Source organism: Cupriavidus pampae (assembly GCF_914271485.1).
Classification (GTDB): domain Bacteria; phylum Pseudomonadota; class Gammaproteobacteria; order Burkholderiales; family Burkholderiaceae; genus Cupriavidus; species Cupriavidus pampae.
Genome location: NZ_CAJZAG010000004.1, coordinates 239,111 through 260,018, shown reverse-complemented (window position 1 = coordinate 260,018; position 20,908 = coordinate 239,111). Strand labels below are relative to the sequence as shown.

The 20,908-nt window shown below is 64.9% G+C and carries 22 protein-coding genes; 7 read left to right on the top strand and 15 right to left on the bottom strand.

The window, feature by feature from the left end; translation table 11 throughout:
- Nucleotides 1–29 precede the first annotated feature (29 nt).
- The 7 genes from LDO41_RS11995 to LDO41_RS11965 form a co-directional block, all read right to left on the bottom strand.
- Nucleotides 30–848, bottom strand: a complete 819-nt coding sequence (locus LDO41_RS11995; protein WP_223988246.1) for an alpha/beta fold hydrolase — start codon at nt 846–848, stop codon at nt 30–32.
- Complete coding sequence (locus LDO41_RS11990; protein WP_223988244.1) at nt 845–1,588, bottom strand: HvfC/BufC N-terminal domain-containing protein; 744 nt, start codon at nt 1,586–1,588, stop codon at nt 845–847. Before LDO41_RS11990 ends, LDO41_RS11995 begins: the two co-directional genes overlap by 4 nt.
- A complete protein-coding gene (bufB, locus tag LDO41_RS11985; RefSeq protein ID WP_223988242.1) occupies nt 1,585–2,451 on the bottom strand; it encodes an MNIO family bufferin maturase in 867 nt (288 codons plus the stop codon). Before bufB ends, LDO41_RS11990 begins: the two co-directional genes overlap by 4 nt.
- 46 nt (nt 2,452–2,497) lie before the next feature.
- On the bottom strand, nt 2,498–2,764 hold the full coding sequence (gene bufA2, locus LDO41_RS11980; protein ID WP_223988240.1) for a BufA2 family periplasmic bufferin-type metallophore: 267 nt from the start codon (nt 2,762–2,764) through the stop codon (nt 2,498–2,500).
- On the bottom strand, nt 2,761–3,219 hold the full coding sequence (locus LDO41_RS11975) for a DoxX family protein (protein ID WP_223988238.1): 459 nt from the start codon (nt 3,217–3,219) through the stop codon (nt 2,761–2,763). Before LDO41_RS11975 ends, bufA2 begins: the two co-directional genes overlap by 4 nt.
- Nucleotides 3,216–3,491 (bottom strand): BufA1 family periplasmic bufferin-type metallophore, encoded by a 276-nt coding sequence (gene bufA1 / locus LDO41_RS11970; protein WP_223988236.1) that lies wholly within the window; start codon nt 3,489–3,491, stop codon nt 3,216–3,218. Before bufA1 ends, LDO41_RS11975 begins: the two co-directional genes overlap by 4 nt.
- 244 nt (nt 3,492–3,735) lie before the next feature.
- Nucleotides 3,736–4,371 carry an MlaC/ttg2D family ABC transporter substrate-binding protein gene (locus LDO41_RS11965; protein ID WP_223988234.1) on the bottom strand — a complete coding sequence of 212 codons (636 nt, stop codon included), beginning with the start codon at nt 4,369–4,371 and terminating at the stop codon, nt 3,736–3,738.
- A 228-nt stretch (nt 4,372–4,599) separates the two neighbouring features.
- Between LDO41_RS11965 and hpnN the strand changes: the two genes are divergently transcribed.
- From hpnN to LDO41_RS11930, 7 genes are all read left to right on the top strand, one after another.
- Complete coding sequence (gene hpnN, locus LDO41_RS11960; protein ID WP_223988231.1) at nt 4,600–7,320, top strand: hopanoid transporter HpnN; 2,721 nt, start codon at nt 4,600–4,602, stop codon at nt 7,318–7,320.
- A 116-nt stretch (nt 7,321–7,436) separates the two neighbouring features.
- Nucleotides 7,437–8,315 (top strand): MlaA family lipoprotein, encoded by an 879-nt coding sequence (locus LDO41_RS11955; protein ID WP_223988229.1) that lies wholly within the window; start codon nt 7,437–7,439, stop codon nt 8,313–8,315.
- 291 nt (nt 8,316–8,606) lie between these two features.
- Complete coding sequence (gene pilM, locus LDO41_RS11950) at nt 8,607–9,647, top strand: type IV pilus assembly protein PilM (RefSeq protein WP_223988707.1); 1,041 nt, start codon at nt 8,607–8,609, stop codon at nt 9,645–9,647.
- Complete coding sequence (locus LDO41_RS11945) at nt 9,644–10,333, top strand: PilN domain-containing protein (RefSeq protein WP_223988227.1); 690 nt, start codon at nt 9,644–9,646, stop codon at nt 10,331–10,333. Before pilM ends, LDO41_RS11945 begins: the two co-directional genes overlap by 4 nt.
- Nucleotides 10,330–10,998, top strand: coding sequence for a type IV pilus inner membrane component PilO (locus LDO41_RS11940; RefSeq protein ID WP_223988225.1), 669 nt, complete (start codon nt 10,330–10,332; stop codon nt 10,996–10,998). Before LDO41_RS11945 ends, LDO41_RS11940 begins: the two co-directional genes overlap by 4 nt.
- A complete protein-coding gene (locus LDO41_RS11935) occupies nt 10,995–11,531 on the top strand; it encodes a pilus assembly protein PilP (RefSeq protein ID WP_223988223.1) in 537 nt (178 codons plus the stop codon). Before LDO41_RS11940 ends, LDO41_RS11935 begins: the two co-directional genes overlap by 4 nt.
- On the top strand, nt 11,528–13,306 hold the full coding sequence (locus tag LDO41_RS11930; RefSeq protein ID WP_223988221.1) for a type IV pilus secretin PilQ: 1,779 nt from the start codon (nt 11,528–11,530) through the stop codon (nt 13,304–13,306). Before LDO41_RS11935 ends, LDO41_RS11930 begins: the two co-directional genes overlap by 4 nt.
- An 88-nt stretch (nt 13,307–13,394) precedes the next feature.
- On the opposite strand, the gene LDO41_RS11925 is transcribed toward LDO41_RS11930, so the two are convergent.
- The 8 genes from LDO41_RS11925 to LDO41_RS11885 form a co-directional block, all read right to left on the bottom strand.
- Complete coding sequence (locus LDO41_RS11925; RefSeq protein ID WP_223988219.1) at nt 13,395–13,883, bottom strand: pilin; 489 nt, start codon at nt 13,881–13,883, stop codon at nt 13,395–13,397.
- 140 nt (nt 13,884–14,023) lie between these two features.
- Entirely contained in the window at nt 14,024–14,509 is a 486-nt protein-coding gene (locus LDO41_RS11920) for a pilin (protein WP_290370881.1), read from the bottom strand.
- A gap of 127 nt (nt 14,510–14,636) precedes the next feature.
- Entirely contained in the window at nt 14,637–15,158 is a 522-nt protein-coding gene (locus tag LDO41_RS11910; protein ID WP_223988217.1) for a type IV pilin protein, read from the bottom strand.
- Nucleotides 15,155–18,475, bottom strand: a complete 3,321-nt coding sequence (locus LDO41_RS11905; protein ID WP_223988214.1) for a pilus assembly protein — start codon at nt 18,473–18,475, stop codon at nt 15,155–15,157. The genes LDO41_RS11910 and LDO41_RS11905 overlap by 4 nt, the downstream gene beginning before the upstream one ends.
- Nucleotides 18,475–19,020 (bottom strand): pilus assembly PilX family protein, encoded by a 546-nt coding sequence (locus LDO41_RS11900; protein ID WP_223988212.1) that lies wholly within the window; start codon nt 19,018–19,020, stop codon nt 18,475–18,477. The genes LDO41_RS11905 and LDO41_RS11900 overlap by 1 nt, the downstream gene beginning before the upstream one ends.
- Complete coding sequence (locus tag LDO41_RS11895; protein WP_223988204.1) at nt 19,013–19,723, bottom strand: PilW family protein; 711 nt, start codon at nt 19,721–19,723, stop codon at nt 19,013–19,015. The genes LDO41_RS11900 and LDO41_RS11895 overlap by 8 nt, the downstream gene beginning before the upstream one ends.
- 11 nt (nt 19,724–19,734) lie before the next feature.
- Entirely contained in the window at nt 19,735–20,223 is a 489-nt protein-coding gene (locus LDO41_RS11890; protein WP_223988203.1) for a type IV pilus modification PilV family protein, read from the bottom strand.
- The gene (locus tag LDO41_RS11885; RefSeq protein ID WP_223988201.1) at nt 20,214–20,858 is read right to left on the bottom strand and encodes a GspH/FimT family pseudopilin; all 645 of its coding nucleotides are present in this window, start codon (nt 20,856–20,858) and stop codon (nt 20,214–20,216) included. The genes LDO41_RS11890 and LDO41_RS11885 overlap by 10 nt, the downstream gene beginning before the upstream one ends.
- Between the last annotated feature and the right edge of the window lie 50 nt (nt 20,859–20,908).

Genomic DNA, 20,908 nt, shown 5'->3' with positions numbered 1-20,908 from the left:
TCTCCTCGTTTGTGGGGGCAATTCGATGTTCACGTGCGCCACTTGCCTTGGCGGACGAGCGTAAGCGCGGCTTCGGTCCATGCCGACGGGTCGTTTTGAGGCAGGACGTCGAGCGTGACGGCGGGTCGTGCGGATGGCGCGGCTTGCGCGATCTTGCGTTCGGCTTCGGCGTGATCGGCGTGGCCGGGTTCGCCTTCGAACTGATGACGCAGGCCCTGCACTGTCACCGCGACGAAATCGCGGTGGTCGAATGTCTTCGCGGAACGGTCGAACAGGTCGTCGTCGTATTGCACGAGCTGATCGCGCCAGATCATGCGCGCGATGCCGCGGCGGTGCCGCGCCAGGCCCGCGCGGCCGCGTTCGGTGAGCAGGTAGAAGCGGTACCAGTGGTCCCACTCGGTGCGCGGCGGTTGTGGTACGCGCAGCGCGGCGCGATCGGCCACGCGGTCTTCGGTGGACGCGATCAGGCCGACGCAGCGCGTCGGGCGCAGTGCCGCCGCAGCACTGGCCGCGCGACCGCCCGCGTCGAAGCCCGCGAGCACGGCTTCGGGGATATGCAGCACGTCCATCAAGTCGATCACGTCCTGACCAAGCGCGGCACGCTCGCCGGTGCGCGGGGTCGCGCTGTCGAGAAAGCGCGTCGGCCCGTGGCCGCGCAGATACGGCACGATGATGCGCGTGCCCTGCGCCGCGAGCCGCGGCGCGATGGCGTCGAACGCACGCGCATCGTAGGGGAAGCCGTGCAACAGAATCACGGGACGACCCTTGTCGTCGCCGACCGTCAGGTAGCCAATATCGAGCTGGTCGGTTCGCACCTGGCGCACGCGTGCGGTAGCTGGCTGTGTCATCGAGGTATCTCCACGTCCGCGCCGACAATCAGTGCGCTGCCGATCCACTCTGCCAGCCATGCGCCCGCCTGTGCCACCCCCTCCTCTTCGCCCAGACGCTCGGCCAGTAAATCGCACAGCGCGGCGAAGCTGCCGTCGCACTGCAGTTCGGCCAGCGCCTCCAGTTCGAGCAGCGACACTTCACGCAAACACGACGTGTAGTCCTGCCGCCAAACCACCAAGCCGGCGGGCACGGCCAGCGGCGCGGCATCGCCGCCGTCATGCCACACACGCTCCGCGTTGGTCGTGACCTCGCGCATGCGCAGGGCCGGTGACAGGACCAGACGCGCGTGGTCCCAGTCGAGCGCGGCCAGGTCCGCCGCGGCGAGCGGCGTAGCGTCGGCCGCGACGAACGCGGTGGCGAGCGCATGCTCGATCCATGCAAGCTCGGAAACGTCAGGATGCTCGGGAAATATCGCTTCCAGCGTGCCGTCGAAGCCCTCGGCATACGCATCGAGCGTCCACGCATGCGGTGGACAGGCGTCAATATGCGTGATGGCCGCGTTCAGGAACGCCTCGCTGCCGATACGATCGCGCGTCTTTGGATACGACACCTCAAGGCAACCGACGAGCTGCGCGCGATAGTTGTTCTGATACACCGCAAGCCCCGGATGGTCGAGCCCGGCCACGCGCGCGGCGGCTTCCGGCGAGGCCTCGACAAGCCATGCGCGAAACTCGCGCTGCAGTTCGGCCAGTCTCATGCGGCCTCCCGCAAGGTATGTGCGGGCAGGCGGCCATGCGCGCGCGCCACGTCGAGCTCATCCAGCAACTTGCGCAGCGGCGGCACATCGGCATCGCGCTCGATCATGGTCGCCACCGGACCCACCAGCGCGCGCGCCTGCGCATAGAGCGCCCACACTTCCGCGCACACCGCGGTGTCGTGCGTGTCGATCAGCAGATCCTTGCCCGCACTGTGCCCGGCCAGATGAATCTGCCGCACGCGGTCGGCCGGCACGCCGGCCAGGAACGCGTGCGCGTCAAAACCATGATTGGTCGCGCTGACGTAGATATTGTTGACGTCGAGCAGTAGATCGCAGCCGGTGCGACGGCACATCTCGGCGAGAAATTCCCATTCGGTCATCGACTCACCCGCGAACGCGATATAGCTCGAGGGATTCTCGAACAGCATCGTGCGGCCGAGCGCGTCCTGTGCCTGCGCGATGTTCGCGCAAACGAGATCGAGCGCCTCGTCGGTATAGGGCACGGGCAGCAAATCGTGCGAGTTGAAACCTTCGATCCGCGTCCAGCACAGATGATCGGACACGAACAGCGGATCGATCTCGTCCGCGAGCGCGCGCAGGCGGCGCAGGTACTCGCGGTCGAGACCATCCGCCGAACCGATCGACATCGACACACCATGCAGCGCCACCGGATGACGCTCGCGGACCTGACGCAGGATGTGCCGCGGTTGCCCGCCCTCGACCATGAAGTTCTCGGAGATGACCTCGACGAAGTCGACGGGGACATCGGTCTCGAGAAAGTCGCGGTAATGCTCCTTGCGCAGGCCGAGACCATAGCCGGAGAACAACGTGTTGGTCGTATTGGGCATGTTGGGATGTGGCATGACGATAGGTTCAGCGGAGGTTAAACAGCATGCGACGCCATGCGGCTTACTGCTCGGTCAGCTTGCCGCCGGCCTTGAGGCATTCGCTCTTCGACTTGACGACCACGCCCTTGCCCTTGCAACTGTTGAGGCCCTTGCAGTCGTTGCTGGCCGTCGCGCACAGGCTTTCGCCCTTGCAGCTGTTGACGCCATAGCAGCGCACCGGCTCAGCCTTGCCGGCGGCATGGGCGGGCACGGCAATAGCGGCGGAGGCGAGCGCGAGCAGCGCCGCGGCGGTGGCCAGGCTGGCACGCGATTTGTTCGATACGGTCATGTCTTGTTCCTTGGTATTTGGGAGGTTGTGCGGGAGAGAGGACGCGATGTACGCCGCAGCCATGCATCGAGCGACCACGCGCCACCGCCCTGCGCGAGCAGCGGCAGCAACAGGCCGGCCCAGCTCAGGTGCGTGGACCACGCGTCGGGATAGACGAAGATCTCGATCACCGCGGTCATGCCGAGCAGCGCCAACGCGGCCGGCCGCGTGCACAGGCCGAGCACCAGCAGGATCGGAAACAGATGCTCCGACACGGTGGCCAGTTGCGCGGCGAGGTCCGGCGGTATCAGCGGCAGCGCGTACTCCGAGCGAAACAGCTCGTAGGTGGTGTCCTTGATGGTGAACAGGCCTTCCACCTTGGTGCGGCCTGACAGGAAGAACACCGACGCGATGCCGAGCCGCGCAACCAGTAGTTGCAAACCCGGCTGCAACACACGCGACAGAAAGCGTGTCATCGCTTGATCGGCGTCAGCGAGCCCGGACCCTTGGGCGTCTTGATCTCGGTGCAGGTGCCCTTCTCGACGAGCTTCCAGGCATCGCCCTGGTAGTTGCGCTTCGAGGTGGCCGCGCACGTGGTGCCCGCGCCGGCGGCGCAGTCGTTCTGCCCGGCGAGCGCGACGCCGTAGCATTTCTCGGTGGCTTTCTTGCCGTCAGCGTGAGCAACGTTAGCGAGCGCGGCCAGGGAGACCGCGAGGGAAGCCGCGAGAGCGGCGCGCTTGTTCAGCATGTGTTCTCCTGATTGGGATCGGGGCGGCGCCGGCGGGAATCGCCGTGCGCCAACCTGGCAGGAGAACAACGAGGAGGATGTCGGACGTTTCGCGCGCTCCCGTCAGGTGTCGGGATTTATAGCGGTAGACGAAATGCGCCGTGTTTCGTACTGTGTCCGGTATCGGAGGCGATACACAGTGTTTAAAAAATGGCGCCCCGCGGGGCGCCATCGATACAAAGCCAGATACAAGCGGATGCCGCTGTCAGGTTGCGCCGCGTGCGTTATGGTTCGTGAGGTACTTGACCAGCCCATCCACGCCGTCGCGCGCGACGATATCCGCGAACTGCTTGCGATAGACCTCGATCAGCCACGCGCCCATCATATTGATGTCGTAGATTTTCCAGCCGTCAGCGGTCTTCGTCAGGCGATAGTCGATCAGCATTTCGTCGCCGTTGTTGAGCACGCGGGTGCCGACCACCGAGTCGTTGGCACTGCTGCCGGCCTGCGGCGGCTGGTAGCGGAACTTCGGGTTCTGGTCGCGCAACTGCGACAGCGACACGGCGTAGCTGCGCACCAGCAGTTGCGTGAACTGCTCCTGCAGCGTCTTCTGCTGCTCGGGCGTGGCGGTCTTCCAGGCCGCACCGACGGCGAGCCGCGTGGTGCGGCCAAAGTCGGTGTAGGGCAGGAACTGGCGCTGGACCACGGCGGTGATCTTGGACAGATCGCCGCTGCGCGTCTCGGGGTTGGCCTGAATTTGCGCGATCACGCCCTCGACTGCGGCGCGAACCAGGCGATCAGGTGCGGCCTTGGTGTCGACGGCCTGCGCGTGAACGGCGGAAACCATCACCACGGCGGCGATGGGGGCGAGTGCGACGGGATGGAAACCGGAGAGCTTCATGGGCGACTAATAGAGACGAATAAGCAGCAACTGAGACAGATCCTGCCGTGGCAGACCGGCAAGCCGAATGACGAACCAGTATATAGCGGATCGGGCCGGTGTCAGCAGGGTGATCCCTAAGCCATCCGCGGGTAGCGTCAGCGTCAACCGCTATACTCCGGGCTGCCGCGCGAAATTCGCGCTACGGCGCCGCTAATGCCACATCCGGCCGCATCCAACCGACCCCCAATGCTGAGACCGCTGCTCATCCGTACCGTCAAGTTCGCTACCCGTCACGCCTGGGGCGTGCTCGCGGTATCGCTGCTGCTCACCGCGCTGAGCGGACTTTATGTGGCGCGCAACTTTGCGATCAATACCGATATCAGTCGCCTGCTTGAATCGGACGCACCGTGGGCGACCAACGACAAGGCCATCAGTGCGGCATTTCCGCAACGGGACAATCTGATTCTCGCGGTGGTGCAGGCCCCGGCCAAGGAACTGGCCGACGCCGCCGCCAACGAACTGGCCGTCAAGCTGCGCGAGCAGACCAAACGTTTCAATGCGGTGGACCAGCCCGGGGGTGGTCCGTTCTTCGAGCACAACGGGCTGCTGTTCGCCGACACCACCACGGTGCAGGACATGGGCGGCAAGCTCACGCAGGCACGTCCGCTGCTCAACAATCTTGCGCACGACCCCACGCTGCGCGGCCTGTCGGATCTGCTGACCACGACGCTCGCGCTGCCGCTGCAGCTGGGGCAGGTCAAGCTGTCGGACATGGAGAAGCTGCTCGGCGCGAGCGCAAAGACCGTGGATGGCGTGCTCGAGAAGAAGCCGGTGGCGCTGTCGTGGGCCGGGCTCGTCGACGACGAGCTCAAGCCCGATGCGCAGGGCCGCGCGTTCAGTTTCATCACGGTGTCGCCGGTGCTGGACTTCAGCGACCTCCAGGCCGGCTCGGCCGCCAGCGACGCCATCCGCGCCGCCGCCACCGAACTCAAGCTTGCCGAACGCTATAACGCCGTGGTGCGGCTGACGGGCTCGCAGCCGCTGGCGGACGACGAGTTCGCCTCGGTCAGCGAGGGCGCCGCGCTCAACGGCATCCTGACCCTGTTCGTGGTGATCGGCATCCTCTGGATGGCGCTGCGCTCGGCGCGGCTGATCATCGCCGTGCTGACCAGCCTGATCGCCGGGCTGCTGATCACGGCGGCACTGGGCCTTGCCATGGTCGGCGCGCTCAACATGATCTCGGTCGCGTTTGCGGTGCTGTTCGTCGGCCTTGGCGTGGACTTCGGCATCCAGTACGGCGTGCGCTATCGCGCCGAGCGCTGCGAACATGGCGACCTGGTGCTGGCACTGGAGCTGGCCGCGCGCGACGTGGCCACGCCGCTGTCGCTGGCGGCGGCAGCCACCGCGGCGGCGTTCTTCTGCTTCCTGCCCACCGACTACCGCGGCGTAGCCGAGCTCGGCAAGATCGCGGGCGTGGGCATGATCGTGGCGTTTGTGACCACGTTCACGATGCTGCCAGCGCTGATCCGCGTGCTGCGGCCCACCGGCGAGCGCGAGGCGCCGGGCTTTGCCTGGCTCGCTCCGGCCGACGCGTTTTTCGAGCGCCATCGCAAGTCGGTGCTGCTGGCTACCTGCGCGATCATCGTGGCCGGGATTCCGCTGCTGATGCACCTGCGCTTCGACTTCGATCCGCTGCACCTGAAAGATCCGAATTCCGAGTCGATGTCCACGCTGCTCGCGCTCAAGGACTCGCCGCAGGCTGGCACCGACAACGTGAGCGTGCTGACCCCCTCGCTGCCCGCCGCGCAGGCGCTCGCGGGCAAGCTGTCGGCACTGCCCGAAGTGTCGCGCGTGGTCACGCTGAATACGTTTATCCCGACCGACCAGGCGCCCAAGCTGGCCGCCGTCGCCGAGATGGCCAAAACGCTGATGCCGGTGCTGACGCAGCAGCCTTCGGCCCCGGCCGACGACACGCGCCGCGTGGCCTCGCTGCGCAACGCGTCACGTCAGCTCGAACTTGCCGCCGAAGATCACCCGGGTCCGGGCGCGGAAGCGGCCGCGCATCTGGGCCGCGCGCTCGGCAAGCTGGCCGCCGCCGATGCCGCCACGCGCGACCGAGCCGAGGCCGCGATCGCGCTGCCGCTGCGACTCGCGCTGGCCAAGCTCCGGCTCGCCCTCTCGCCGTCGCCGGTCACGCGTGACTCGCTGCCGCCGGAACTCGTGCGCGATTGGCTGGCGCCCGACGGCCAGGCACTGATCAGCGTCAGCCCGAAAATGTCTGCCGCGGCGCGCAGCGACGAGGATGCCCGCGAGGCGACACTCGAGCGATTTACGGGGGCGGTGCTGCACGTGGCACCGGGCGCCACCGGTGGCCCGATCGCGATTCAGGGCTCGGCCGATACGATCATGACCGCCTTTGCCCACGCGGGCATCTGGGCGGTGATCTCGATCGCCGTACTGCTCTGGATCACGCTACGCCGGATCAACGATGTGCTGCGGACGCTGATTCCGCTGCTGGTCTCGGCGATCGTGACACTCGAGTTGTGCGCGGCCCTGGGAATCGCACTGAATTTTGCCAATATCATCGCGCTGCCGCTGCTGCTCGGCATCGGGGTCGCGTTCAAGATCTATTACGTGATCGCCTGGCGCCACGGCAAGACCAAGCTGCTGCAGTCGAGCCTGACCCACGCGGTGCTCTACAGCGCGGCCACCACGGCCACCGCGTTCGGCAGCCTCTGGTTCTCGCATCACCCCGGTACAGCGAGCATGGGCGAGTTGCTCGCGCTGGCGCTGGTGTGCACACTCGCGGGCGCGGTGTTCTTCCAGCCAATCCTGATGGGCCGGCCCCGTCGTCGCATGGCGGCCGACGCGCACGGTCCATCGATGCCCCCTGTCATGGTGGCTACACAACTGGCAAAATCGGCCGATAGTTCACAAAGGCCCGATCAAGGCAATACCAGGCGGTAGCCCGCTCGCAGGAATACTGTGTTGCCGCGCTCGCACTATGATGTTGACGAGCGCGCACGCTAGAATTCTGCACGCTGGAACCCCATAACAATAAATCACCGATCCTCGTGTACTCCATGCCCGCCCGTCTCTTGCCCATCCAGCAGTCTGCTGCCCTGCTCCCTCGCCCCCTCGGTGCTGCCGCACTGACGGCCGCCGTCATCTTCGCATCGGGTTGCGCGACCGGCCCGCAGGCCAGCAAGGACGACCCGCTCGAGCCGATGAACCGCGTCGTGTTCAAGGTCAACGACACCGTCGACCAGTACGTCGCGGTGCCGATCGCAAAGGGCTATCAGAAGGTGACACCGGAGCCGGCGCGCACAGCGGTGACGAATTTCTTCTCGAATCTCGCGGACGTGGGCAATTTCGCCAATAACGTGCTGCAGGGCAAGGGCGTGGCCGCCGCGGAAACGCTGATGCGCGTGGCGATCAACTCGGTGTTTGGCATCGGCGGTCTGATCGACATCGCCACGCCTGCCGGTCTCCCCAAGCACTCGCAGGACTTCGGGCTGACGCTCGGCGTCTGGGGTGTGCCCTCGGGCCCGTATATCGTGTTGCCGCTGTTCGGCCCCAGTTCGGTCCGCGATGGCGTGGGACTCGGCGCGAGCTTCTACCTCGATCCCGCGCATTACCTCGATCCCGCCTGGCGTAACTCGCTGTTCGGCGTGAACGTGGTGAGCACGCGCGCCAACCTGCTGGGCGCCACCGACCTGCTCTCGCAGGCCGCGCTCGACAAGTATGCGTTCGTGCGCGATGCCTATACGCAGCGACGTCAGTACCTGATCGACAGCGGCAGCGGCAAGCTGCCCGCCTATGAGGACGAGGACGACGACGCCAAGTCGGACGCCGATGCATCCCCTGCCGCTGGCGCATTCGGCGCGACACCGGCTCCGGCACCCGCCCCGGTGAAGTCGACCAGCCCTCCGGTGGACGCCCCGGAACCTCCGAAGCAATAAGCACAAAAAAAGTCCCGACAGCACGACGGGAAAACGCTGCCGGGATTGCAAAGTAGACGAAGGACATCGGGCAAAGCTCCCGGTGTCCAACGACATTCTCGGCGCAACCTGCCGCACCCCTCCCTTCCTTTTGACAACTTGAGATTTGGCGTGGCAACGGCAATCTAAAGTTGTCGCAAGCACGCCCGACGCACGCAGACCTTCGCATAGGCTCGACTCCGATTCGATGCCCTATTCATGCGAGGTTAATCCGTGTCGTCATTCCTGCCGGTCCCCTTGCGCCGCCACACGATGGTCGGCGTTGACATTGGCGCGTCCAGCGTCAAGGTTGTCGAGATATCGGCCGCGCGCGGTGGGCGCGCCCTTACGCTGCACCGCTGCGCCAGCGAACTGCTGGAGAAAGGCACTGTCGTCAACGGCAGCCTCGTCGATCTTCAGGCCGTGTCGAGGGCGCTGTCCAGCGCGTTGCGCAAGGCGCGCATTCGCTGCCCCACGGCCACCCTGGCCCTCCCTCACTCGCTGACGGAATACTCGACGTTGTCGTTGCCTGACAACCTCACGCACGATGAACTGAGCGTCGAGATCGAACACGAAGCGCAGCGGCTCTATCCGCCATCGGAGCGCGTCAACTTCGACCACGGCGTGATCGCCCACAATCGCGACGCAAAAAGCGTGACGGTACAGGTCGTGGCCGCGCGGCGCGACAGCGTGGACGAACGCGTTCTTGCAGCGGAGATGGCCGGCCTCAAGCCGGTTGCCATCGAGGTCGAGGAGATGGCCATCCATCGCGTGATGGCGACGCGCACGCTCGTCGTGCCGGACGCCGCCGCGCGACCAGGCATCGAGGTACTGATCCACCTCGGCGCCACGCGCTCGACCGCCATGTTCTATCAAGGCACCGCCCCGATGCACCGGGAGCAGATCAACAGCACCGGTGATCAGTTGACGGAGAACTGTGCGCGCGCGTTTCGCCATGACATGCCAAAGGCGGAAATTCACAAGCGCAAGAACACCCTCCCGCGCGAGTGGCGCACGCAGATCCTCAAGCCCTCGCTGGAATTGCTGGCGATGGAGATCCAGAGCGCCATCAGCGGCTTTGCGGCACGCTCCACGCTGGGCGCCGTAGAACGCATTCTGCTGTGCGGTGGCCATGCATCGTTGCCCGGCCTGGACGAAACCGCGCAGGCGCAGACGCGTATCGCCACCGAAGTCTTCAATCCCTTCGCTCACATGGCGGTTGGCAGGCAGGTCAATCCGCGCTACTTCGAGCGCGACCTGCCGGCGCAGGTCGTAGGCGCCGGTCTGGGCCTGCGGGGAGCGGTGCAGCCATGACGGAGACTCCCACCGTTGCCCGGGAGCGGGCAGCCACACCGGCCTCCGCGCCCACGTTCCTTATCGCCGGCAGCATCAACCTGCTGCCATATCGCGACCAGCGCCGCCAGGCGCAACGGCGCGATGCGGCCATGACGCTCGCATTCGCGGGATTTATCGCCATTGGCGCGCTGCTTCTGTCGCAAGGCGTGATCAAGCATCAGACCGGCAACGTCGCGCATCTCAATCAGGTGATATCGAGAGAACTGGAGGAAATCGACCACCAGGTCGGCGAGATCCAGACGCTCGAGCAGGAAATGCAGGTACTCATGGCCCGCCAGAGCGCCATCGCCGTGCTGCAACGCGAGCGTATGCAGGCGTCGCGCCTGTTGGCGCAACTCGCGGACCTGGTCCCGGCCAACATGTACGTGTCCAGACTCGGCAAGGAGGGCGCCGTGGTCACGCTGACCGGCGTTGCCGCCTCCAACCAGGACATCTCGGCGTTGCTCGCCAATCTCGGCCGGCCCGCGTGGATCCGCAATCCTCAACTGCTGGAGTCGCGCACGCGCGCCGCGGAAGGCAGTGCGGACGCGCGGCCGGTACGCCGCGCCTACTTCGATTTCACCATCAAGTTCACCTACGACGAGCCGCAGAACGCTGCGGAAGGCGCCCGCATGGCTGCCGCCGGCACGGATATCACGTCATGAGAATTCCACCCAATATTGCCGCCCCTGTCGCGGAACTGGTCGCGCAGTTCCGCGACCTCGATGTGACAGATCTGGCGAGCTGGCAACGCGTGCCCCGCATGCTGCTGTCCCTTGCCGCGGGCCTGACCTGCTTTGCCGCCGGCTGGATGGCGCTGATCGGCGACGACATGGACACGCTGCGACGACAACGCGCCGAGCACGAGGCGCTGCTCGAATCGTATCGCGTGAGGGTGAAGCAGGTGACCAACCTGCCTGTCCTGCGCGCGCGCAAGGAGGAAGTAGCGCTGCGCGTGGCGGCCGCCGAGCGTCAGCTACCGGGCCGCACGGACATGGATGCGCTGCTCGCGGATATCAATCATGCCGGCCTGCTGCGCAGCCTTCAATTCGAGCTGTTCAAGCCCGAATCCGCGCGTGCGGGCAAGAGCTTTGCCGAAATTCCAATCCGGATCCGGGTAAATGGCCGCTTCACCGATCTTGCCGGCTTCTCCGCGGACCTTGCCACGATGTCACGCATCGTATCGATGCGCGATCTGAACATGCAACAGGACAAGACCCGTGGTCTTGCCATGGAGGCCGACGTGATCGCCTACCGTCTGCTCGATGCCGCCGAAAGCGCGGCAAAGCCCGAGGATGCCTCGACGACAGTTGCCGGAGCCAGGAAATGAGCGTGAACCTGCCCCCCCGGCACTGTGGTCCGCTCGCGCTGCTCGCGATGTTCGCATTGACCACGCTGACCGGCTGCGGCCAGAGCGATGAGGCGACGCTGCGCAAATGGATTCGGGACACCCAACGTGCATCCGCCGGCGCGCCCGCGCAGCTGCCGGCCCTGCCTAGCATCACGGCCTCCCCCCCGCCCACCATCACCGATGTGGACCCCTTTGCCCATGTGCGCATCGCGGCGCCGGCGCGATCGGCGGTGGAGCATCCGGAGGCCGGCCGCCGCCGCGATCCGCTCGAGGACATTGCGCTCGAGGCCATGCAGATGGTCGGTGTGCTGGAGCGCAAGGACAGCAAGGTTGGCGTGATCCGAATCGGCGATCAGATTCATCACGTCAGTGTTGGTCGATACATGGGCCTGCGCCACGGCCGTGTCACCCGCATCACGGATGGAGAGATCGTGCTGCGCGAATTGGTTCTCGATGGCGAAACTGATTGGAAGGAAGAAATGACTAGTCTGAAGCTGGAGGCATCATCATGAGATCCCGTCGCTGGCGGCGCGCGCTTGGTACAGGCGCCGCCCTCACTCCCGCGCTGGCCGTGCACGTCGCGCTCGCACAGAGCAACTTCGTCCGGCAGGTCGACTCCACGGTGAGCGGCGGACAGACGACGCTGGTCATCGAGATGCAATCGCCCATCGTGGGCAAACCGCTGGATTTCGTCACCGACAAGCCGGCGCGCATCGCGTTCGACTTCGACGACACTGGCTTTGCGGCCGGCCGCGCGCGCTACAACTACGATGGCCGCGTACTGAAGGGCGCCGACGTGATCGAGACCGGTGGCCGCACGCGTGTGGTGCTCGATCTCAAGCGTTCGATTCCCTATCACGCCGCGGTACAGGACAATAAACTCATCGTCACGCTCGATCCGCCCGCCACTTCGCCCACCGAGTCGTCCGTCGCGGCGACGAAGTCAGCCGGTACCACGGTAACGAGCAGCGAGCCCGCATTGCGCTCGACGTACGACGGGCAGCGCATGTCGCTGAATTTCCAGAACGTCTCCGTACGCTCGCTACTGCAGGTGTTCGGTGAATTCACCAGCCTCAACATCATCACCAGCGACTCGGTGCAGGGCAATGTCACACTGCGCCTCAACGACGTGCCGTGGGACCAGGCGCTGCAGATCGTGCTCGATGCAAAGGGACTGGATTCCCGTCGCAACGGCAACGTGATCTGGATCGCGCCGAAGACCGAACTGGCGGAGAAAGAGAAGCTCGATTTCGAATCCCGCCATCAGGTCAGCGAACTGGAGCCGCTGCGCAGTGAAGTCTATCGCCTGAACTACCAGCGCGCGGAAGATGTCCGTCGCATGCTGGTTGGCGAGAGCGGCGCGCAGGGTGGCGCCCTGCGCATGCTGTCCAAGCGCGGCGCAATGACTGCCGACGTACGCACCAACCAGCTGTTCGTGTCGGACGTGGCGAGTAAGCTCGAGGAGACGCGGGCGTTCATTGCGAAGATCGATATCCCGATACGCCAGGTTCTGATCGAGGCGCGCATCGTGGAGGCCAACGATACCTTCAGCCGAGATCTTGGCGTGAAGCTCGGCTTCTCGGCGCGCTCGAAGGGCGCAAACGCTGGCAGCGACTATGCCAGTGTGCTGCCCGGCTTCGCCTCGGGTAATAATGGCGGCAACCTCGCCGCCGTGCCGGCCATCAGCCTGCCCGCTTTGCCAACCGTTGGGACGCCCGCGACGCTCGCACTGAGCCTGTTCAACTCCAACGCGAGCCGCTTCCTGGCACTGGAACTTTCCGCGCTGGAAGCCGACGGCAAGGGCAAGATCATCTCGAGCCCGCGCGTGGTCACGGCCGACAATATCAAGGCGCTGATCGAGCAGGGCACCGAGCTGCCGTATCAGGCCGCGACCTCGAGCGGCGCCACGTCGGTGAGCTTCAAGAAAGCCAACCTGAAGCTGGAAGTCACGCCGCAGATCACACCAGAGGGTAAGGTCATCCTCGATGTGGACGTCAACAAGGACAGCCGCGGCATCAACACGCCGAGCGGCTTCGCCATCGACACCAAGCATGTGCGCACCCAGGTGCTGGTGGAGAACGGCGGTACCGTGATGATTGGCGGCATCTTCTCGGAAGAAGAGACCACCGATGAGTCCAAGGTGCCGTTGCTCGGCGATATCCCGGTATTGGGCTATCTGTTCAAGAACACTTCTCGTGGCAAGGACCGCAAGGAGTTGCTCGTCTTCCTGACCCCTCGTGTTCACGTGGACCTGGACGTGAAGCCCGCGCTCGCCAGCGCCCGCTAGGCGAAAAAAAAAGCCGATAGCGGAAATTGCATTCTCCGCTATCGGCACCCCATCCTCCCCTGAATTTCCTTAGAGCGCGTCGTCCTTTCTATGGACTGGCAGCTGGCGCTGACGTCTCCGAGCAACCCGGCGGAACATATGACTTGCGCCAGGCCGAGCGATCGGAGGGTGCCGCTATCGTGCAGCTCCACGTGCCCATCGCGTCGCGGGTAAGCCGGATGCGTGTCCCGTTGATCGCAGTGCTAGCATTCCCGCCTATGATGACTTCGAGATAGCCGGTGTTGCTGGCTTTCGTGTAGGTCCACAGACCGCCCGCGTTGATGGCGTTGGTGAGATTGGACTGGACGTAACCCAGCTCCTTCGCGTAGATCGTGGTCTTGCCCTCGATCAGGAGGGTTTCCACGCTAGTCTTGTAGGCGGAGATTTCCGCCACCGCGCGCGTCATCTGCGTGCGCGACGAGTATTCCTGATACTGCGGTACGGCGAATGCTGCAAGGACACCAACGATAGCTACGACGACCATCAACTCGATCATCGTGAAGCCTGCCTGCGCCTTACGCGTGCGGCTCGGAAACATAGAGACTGGCCTTTCGCAAGGGGTAGTGGAATCGGTGACACGCCACGGCGCGCGCGCGTGTCACCTTGCGCGTCGCCGTGGCGTTGTCAGGCCGATGGCGACCTAAGGCGCCGGCGCGCAAGAAAAACCCTGCCTCCGACTTAGGCGCAAATGGCGGGCTTGTACGAGTCTTTCCATCCGCCCGTTTTGGCGCCCACGATGGCGCAAGTCCAAGTACCGGTCGCGTCGCGACTCAGCGTGACCACTGTGCCGCTGACCGCGGTGCTGGCATTCTGGCCCATGGTCACCGCGAGCTTGCCAGTCTTGGCGGTCGAGTCGTAGGTCCACAGCGTCGTGCCCGCCGGCTTGTATTCGATAGTGATATTTGATTGCACGTAGCCGAGGTCCGAATTAACGATCGTGGTCACCCCGCGCAACAGGTGATCCTCGACACCGGTCTTGTAGGCAGACAGTTCACCGACCGCACGCGTCATCTGCGTACGAGCCGTATAGTCCTGATACTGGGGCACGGCAATCGCCGCGAGGATGCCGATGATGGCCACCACGACCATCAGTTCGATCATGGTGAAGCCCTTCGAACGCTTTTGAAGTGTCTGCGCGGAGCGAGTGGTACGGCTGAAATACATGATGCTGACCTCCCTGTTCGATCAATGAATTGACCGATCGGCACGATGCCGATCGGCAGCATTCATGACATCACGCGAGGGGGCCGGGTATCTCGTAATTGGCAAATCTTGATGATTGCGGCGCGCTTTACCAGCACTGCGAAGCGGCCGGAGAAGCCGCTCGAGTTGACTGCTGGCCAAGGTCGTCGAGTACGAACACGCCACAGCGATCGTCGCTTTGGCCGTTGACGGGTTGCGCCGTCGCTTCGAAACCCTGCCCCTGTCGCGTGAGCGTGACGGACACGCGGTACCAGACGGCTTGCTTATCGGATGCCTTTGCACGGGACAGTCGGCCACCGACGACACTCAAAGGGAATTGGGTCCCTTTCAGCTCAGGATCCAGGTCCACGGCATCGGATGTGTATGCACCGTGCATCGTCATATGGCGGGCCTGGCGGGCCGCGATATCGAGCAGGGCCGCGCGCGCGTCGGCGCGGCGCACGGCCGCCACATGCTCGCGATAGTTGGAGACGGCGATGGCTGCAAGGATCGCCACGATGGCTACGGCCACCATCAACTCCATCAGCGTGAAGCCGCGCCGCGGCTGCCACGTAAGCCGCTGGGGCAGGCGCTTGCGTCCTGTCATCGCATCGACCACGGCGCCGCTCATCGCAGCTTCGCCCAGTTGATACGCGCGCCCTTCTTGTCGTCGGTCTCGGGACGGATCTGGGTCAGCTTGCCGCCGCCTTCCTTGTTCTGCTGGACCATATAGGTCTTGCCATTCCTGGTGAACGTCACCGGTGTACCGACGCCGTCCAGACCCATGCCACTTACGATGGACGTAGCAGGCAAACCGGGAGCGTCGAAGAATGAGCGCGCGTTTGCCCCACCACTATCCAGGCGTACCGCCATCGTGAAGCCCTTCGTCTCGGGCGTGGTGCAAGACAGCACGTTCGACGCAATAGGCGCCGGCGGTATCGTGGTATTGAAGACCAGCATGCCACCCATCATCGTCGGATCGTGCAACACCTGTTCGTCCTTGCCGGGTAGCGTCAGACGCCAGCCCGACTGGGCCTGCGGGCACCCCGCGCCCGCCTTCCAGCATACGGCGCCGTTGCTCACGGCACGTAGCGCCGGCCCGCCAACGGAACCGGTCAGCGCGCTGGCAGTCTGGGCGAGCAGGTCCTTGGCCCGCAGCGTGCGCGGCGCGGGCAGCGACGCGTAATGGAATATGTGCAGTGCACGCGCATTCCAGGCGTCGAAGCCCGAATCCCATACACCATGAACGGCATGTTGCCCGCGCGCATACTCGCCGCCGGCCTGTAGCGTCTGCTCGTAGCGCCGACCCGTGCCGAAGTTCAGCATTACCCGCGGCCGCCCTCCCGGCTGCGGCACGGCAGCGGCCACGACGCTGGTGGAGATAGGCATGCCTTCCGTCGCGTAGATCGGTGTCGCCGACGCGCCCCCCGACGCTCCCCCCGACGCTCCCCACTGCGCCGGATCCTGATCGGTCAGGTCGAAACGCCACACGTTGCCGAACAGGTCGCCGGCATAGACGTAGTCAGTGATGCGGTCTTCGTCGAGATCGGCGGCGGTCACCTCGACGATGCCGTTCCTGCGCTGGGTCTTGAGCGGATCCTGTGCACGGCCGTGGCCAGTGTCGAGATAGCGGAACGTCGCCGCGCCCGCCCCTTTGTCGGGGTCGACGATCATGACGAACAATCCCGCCGAGCCGCGCTCGCTATTGGCGCCGTTGCCGAACAGAACTGCCCATTTGCCGTTGTGCAGTCGGCGGATCAGCGGCTTGCCCTGCACCATGCCAAGATGGCCGCCGCAATTGGCCACATTGCATACGCCCGGCTGGTTCAGGCGTGCCGACGACCATTCGCCGAGCACGATGCGTTGTGCGTCCTTCTCGCTGAAGGCGTCGGGATCGGTGACGTCGAGCGCGTAGATCATGCCGGCAGATGGCGTCGTATCGTCGGCAATCGGCCCCTGGTCGCGCGCGCCGCCGCCCAGCCCGCCCACCAGCCAGGTGTGCCAGGCGCCGCCATAGTAGAGATCGCCGGTACCCGGTGTGCCATCGACAAACAGGTTGTGCGCGTATTGCGGCGACGTCAGGTCGTACTGCGTCGTCTTCGCGCGCACGACGTCGACGACCGGTGAAGGCATGTACGCCAGTATCTCCACGCCGTCGTTTCGGATCGCCTGCCCGCCGCCGGCGCGGAATCCGTGCAGCAATCCGTCATTCGCGCCAACATATGCGACGTGCTGGCGTAATGCGCCGCGTACCTTGAAAGCGGCGTAGCTTCCCACTGGCTCCTTCGCGCGGCTGGTCGGGTAAAGGCGGTCCTGCATATCGGCGCCGAACGACGCATCAGGCGCACCGACCCACACCGGGCTCGAATGCATGATGTCGCCAAGCAGCCCCTGGCGCTTGCGCAGTGTGCCTCCCGTTGGACTGTCGAGTTCGTCCTCACGCGCACCCCGCAGGTAGTTCAACGCCCGCTCTCCGGAAACGCCCCCTGCCGCCGTGGGGCCGAGACTGCGCTGCTGCGATGCCGATAGTGATGACCACCGTAACGGCACGCCTTTCGCACCATCCCATGTCAGCATCGTGCGCGCGGACGCAGCCAGCCCGTTCGACGACGCGCCCGTCGCCGCGCAGGTCCCTGCGGTCAACGCACAGGCCGCGTCCCATCGTGGCTGGGATTCAAGTTCCACGTGTCCATCCTGACGGGAAGCGACCCCATACGCGGTCAGGCGACCAGTCCAGAAGCGTTCGTCGTACGCGCTGAAGTAGAACTGCGGACCGCCATCTGTACGCCTTGCCGGGTCCTGTCCTACCGCGGCGCTGGTCTCCGCGCGGCTTGCCGGCTTGGCCTTGAAGCAGGTGATCTCGTGTACGTTGCTGCCGGCACCGGTACTCGCCGCAAAGCCAAAGCGCAGCGTTGCGGGCGGCTTGCCGTTGATGGCAACGATATCGACGTCGTCGAACATCGGTGTCGCCACGCCACCGTTGTAGCTGTAATGCAGGCTGAGCCGGCCGTTCTGCGTTAGCCGCATCGCGTAGGTGATCGGCAACGCCTTGTCGCGCATGGGTCGATCTTCGCCATGCTGTTTCGCCATGGGCCCCGGCAACGTGCTTCCTCGCAGGAAACGGTAATTGGGTAACGCACCCGCCGCGTGCGTCCAACCGCTCTGGCACGCCGCACTGATGATGGCGTCGCGCATCCCTGCATTTGCCGACGAATAAAGCTGTGGAAACTGTCGCGTAAAGCCTTCCCAGTTGGTGTCGCCTGCGCCGCGCACGACGATACGGTTCGGCACGAAACCGTCCCCGCTGCTGGTCGTGTCGGAAGGACTGGAGAAATTGCCGTACTCATCGATGCCAATACCGAGGTAGGCACCGGCCACGCCGTCAGGTGGAGTCGCGCCGTTCGAGCAGTTATATCCAAGCGCCCCTCCGGCGGCACCGATCGAGGGCGACCGGGCCCCGTCGGCGAGGAAAAAGCTCAAACCGTCGGCACCCCTGCGCTCGTAGCCATCGCCGCCGTAGGTGACTGTGGTGAATGTCAGGTCGATGCCTTCGTGGTTTGGAAACGTGAACTTCGACACCACCGCCCCGCGCTGATTGTCGCTATTGTTCCCGGTGCCCCACCCCTCGTACTCAAAGTCGCCATTGGTCAGTCGCAACGCCCCCGAGCCAGCCGGATCGGGCAGGCGGCCATTCTTGCCGCCCACCTGCACCGTGCCGTTGTAATAGCGCAGGGTCTTGCAGGCGGGAATCGTTCCAGTGCCATCCCCCGCGGTAAGGCAGGCACCGTCGAAGGGGATCCAGTCATAGCGCGACGAGGTCCCGGTCAGGTCGTCATCAATGAACTGCACACTGCCCGAGCTCGTCGCACTCGACTGCGCTCGGGCCGCCCCGCCATTTATCAGCAGCACGAGTGACGCGAGGGAGATCAACGATCGACGAAATTGCATTAAGGCACTCCAAGGTTGCGCGCGGCGGTGCCGAGCTTGAAGGTACTGCGCAGGACCGCTACGGCGCCGGCGCCGGGGGTACCTGTCTCGCCGTATCCCACTGCGGTAATCTGGTAATAGCGAGTCAGGCCGTTGCCGGCCACGCCGACTTCCGCGATATGTACCGCGCTGGGTGGCGCCGTGTTGCCCGGCAACTGGCCTCCCGGCCGTGGCAGGTTCTCGGTGCGCTCGGGCCATGGCAGTTCCGATGGGTTGCCTAGCGCGCTACTGCAGACCCGCAGCCGCCCGCTCTTGCTGGCATCGGTCACGCCGGTGCATTGCACCGCGACGTCGCCCTGTTCTCGCACGAGCCAGGTCTCGGCATACTGCAGTGCGTCCTCCGCGACCCGCAGTGCGCGTTGCTTGTCGATAGCGTTACCGGCTACACGCTCGCGCACCGACGCGCCGCGCAGCATGGCGACGCCGAGCGCGCCAAGCACAATCGCAAGAAACAGCGAGAACAGGAGCACAAAGCCGCGCTCGCGCGCTCGAATGGGTTCAGTCACGGTTCATCACCTTCACCACATGCGTGAGTGTCTGCGGTGGCTCGCCGGCTCGCAGCCCGTGGGCGAGCGTGAGCGCGAATTTCACCGTTGCGACACGGGTCCACGCCCGTGCCTTGTCCACGGCGGTCGCGTCGAGGTACTGATCGACGTTGCCATCGGCATCGTCATCCACGCCGTAGCTCACCAAGAAGCCCGTTACGGATTTCGCCAGCGAGTAAAGCTTCGTCTGTACGCCGGACGCGTCGTACACCGCGCACTCGAGTTCACCGGCGTTGTTGACGCTCAAGGCCTGCGCGAACATCGTCGCCGCGCCCGGCAACTCCAGCGCGCCACCGCAATCGCGAATCTGTTCGCGGCCATCGATACGGAATCGCGTGCGGAAGATGCTGGCGACGAGCCCGTTGCCCGAAGTGCCGCCCAGCGCCTGACCCGCACTCCAGTTCGGGGCCGAGGCAAATAGCGTGCGTGGCATGCCGTTGTACTCGGTGAATGGATAAAAGCCCGCGGTCTGAACGGTATGGGTAAGCGAGTCCATCAGCCGCAACTCGATCGCGGTCAGCCTGGCAAATCGCACTTGCTCGTTGAACGAAGTCTTCAGGCTGTAGTACATCGCGGACATCGCGCCCAGCATGATGACGCCGAGCGTCAATCCCACCAGCAATGAGATCAGCGACTGGCCGCTTTGCGTTGGGCGGACACGCATCGAAGCACCGGTCATGGCGTGAACCGCAACGCCAATTTCGATCGTGCCGACGGTGCGGCCCCGCGCTCTTGCCACGAAAGCTCGATCTTGCACACCGATATGCCCAAGTCGTCCTGACATGCCACCGTTGCCTCTGGGGCGCTCAGCCTGAGCGCAAGGGTTGCGCCCCAGCGCGCGATGTCGTACTGCGCAAGTTGCGCCGGATTGCAGCGACTCCGCTCGCAATCGGGTCCCCCCGTCGGCGACTGAAGATTGAGGGTTACCGGCACTGCGGACTTCGAAACCCAATACGCTGGATTCACGGACACCGCCGCGGCCATGCCTTGCATCTGATGGATGGCGAACGCGCGTGTGCGCGACTCCTGCGCCCGGTGCAGCTGCAGCCCGGCCATCTTCATGAACACCAACATGAGGAACGACGAGATGACCAGCGCCACGAGCGCTTCGATCAGCGAAAAGCCGCCGGCATGCGGCACGCGCACCACCGAGCTCATGGACATTCGCGCTTTCCTCTGCCAAGCGCCATGTACTCGCTCGCGAAATTGCTGAACCTGACACACCGGACGACCTCGGCGAATGCGTCCGGATAATCGAAAATCAGGCGAGCACCAGAGGGAAGTCCAGTGAACATGCCTTCCGGGTTGAGCGTCAGCCGTTTCAGCTGCGCGCCCCCGTTTGTGGCGCGCGCGCTGATCGTGACACCAGCGCCCCACGCTGCGCGACGCCGGACGAGTACGTCGCCCTTCTCGAGCGCGCCATTCCCGTTCACATCCACAAACACCATCCAGTCATCCTTCCATGAGCCGCCAGCATCGCACGTGACCCCCGTGCGATCCGCCGGGCATACCGTGACCGTCTGCCCGCGGCGTGTTGCCTCGCTGATCGCGAAATCCACATCGGACATGGCATCGCCCGCCATGGCTTCCAGCCGGTTGCCCTGTACCAGCGCTCCGAGCCTTGGCATGGCGACGACGGCAAGCATGGCCATGACGGCCAATGCCACCAGCAGCTCCGTCAGCGTCAGGCCAGATTCGTCGTGCATCGCAGGGTCGTCCCCAAAGTTCCAGGATGGCCAGCGTAGATCGCGTTCGGTCCGGTCGGCCCGACCTTGAGAAAACTTGACTTGCACGCGCATGCCCGCGCGCCGGGCGCCAACGCGAACGGAAAAGCAAAGAAATCTCCGTG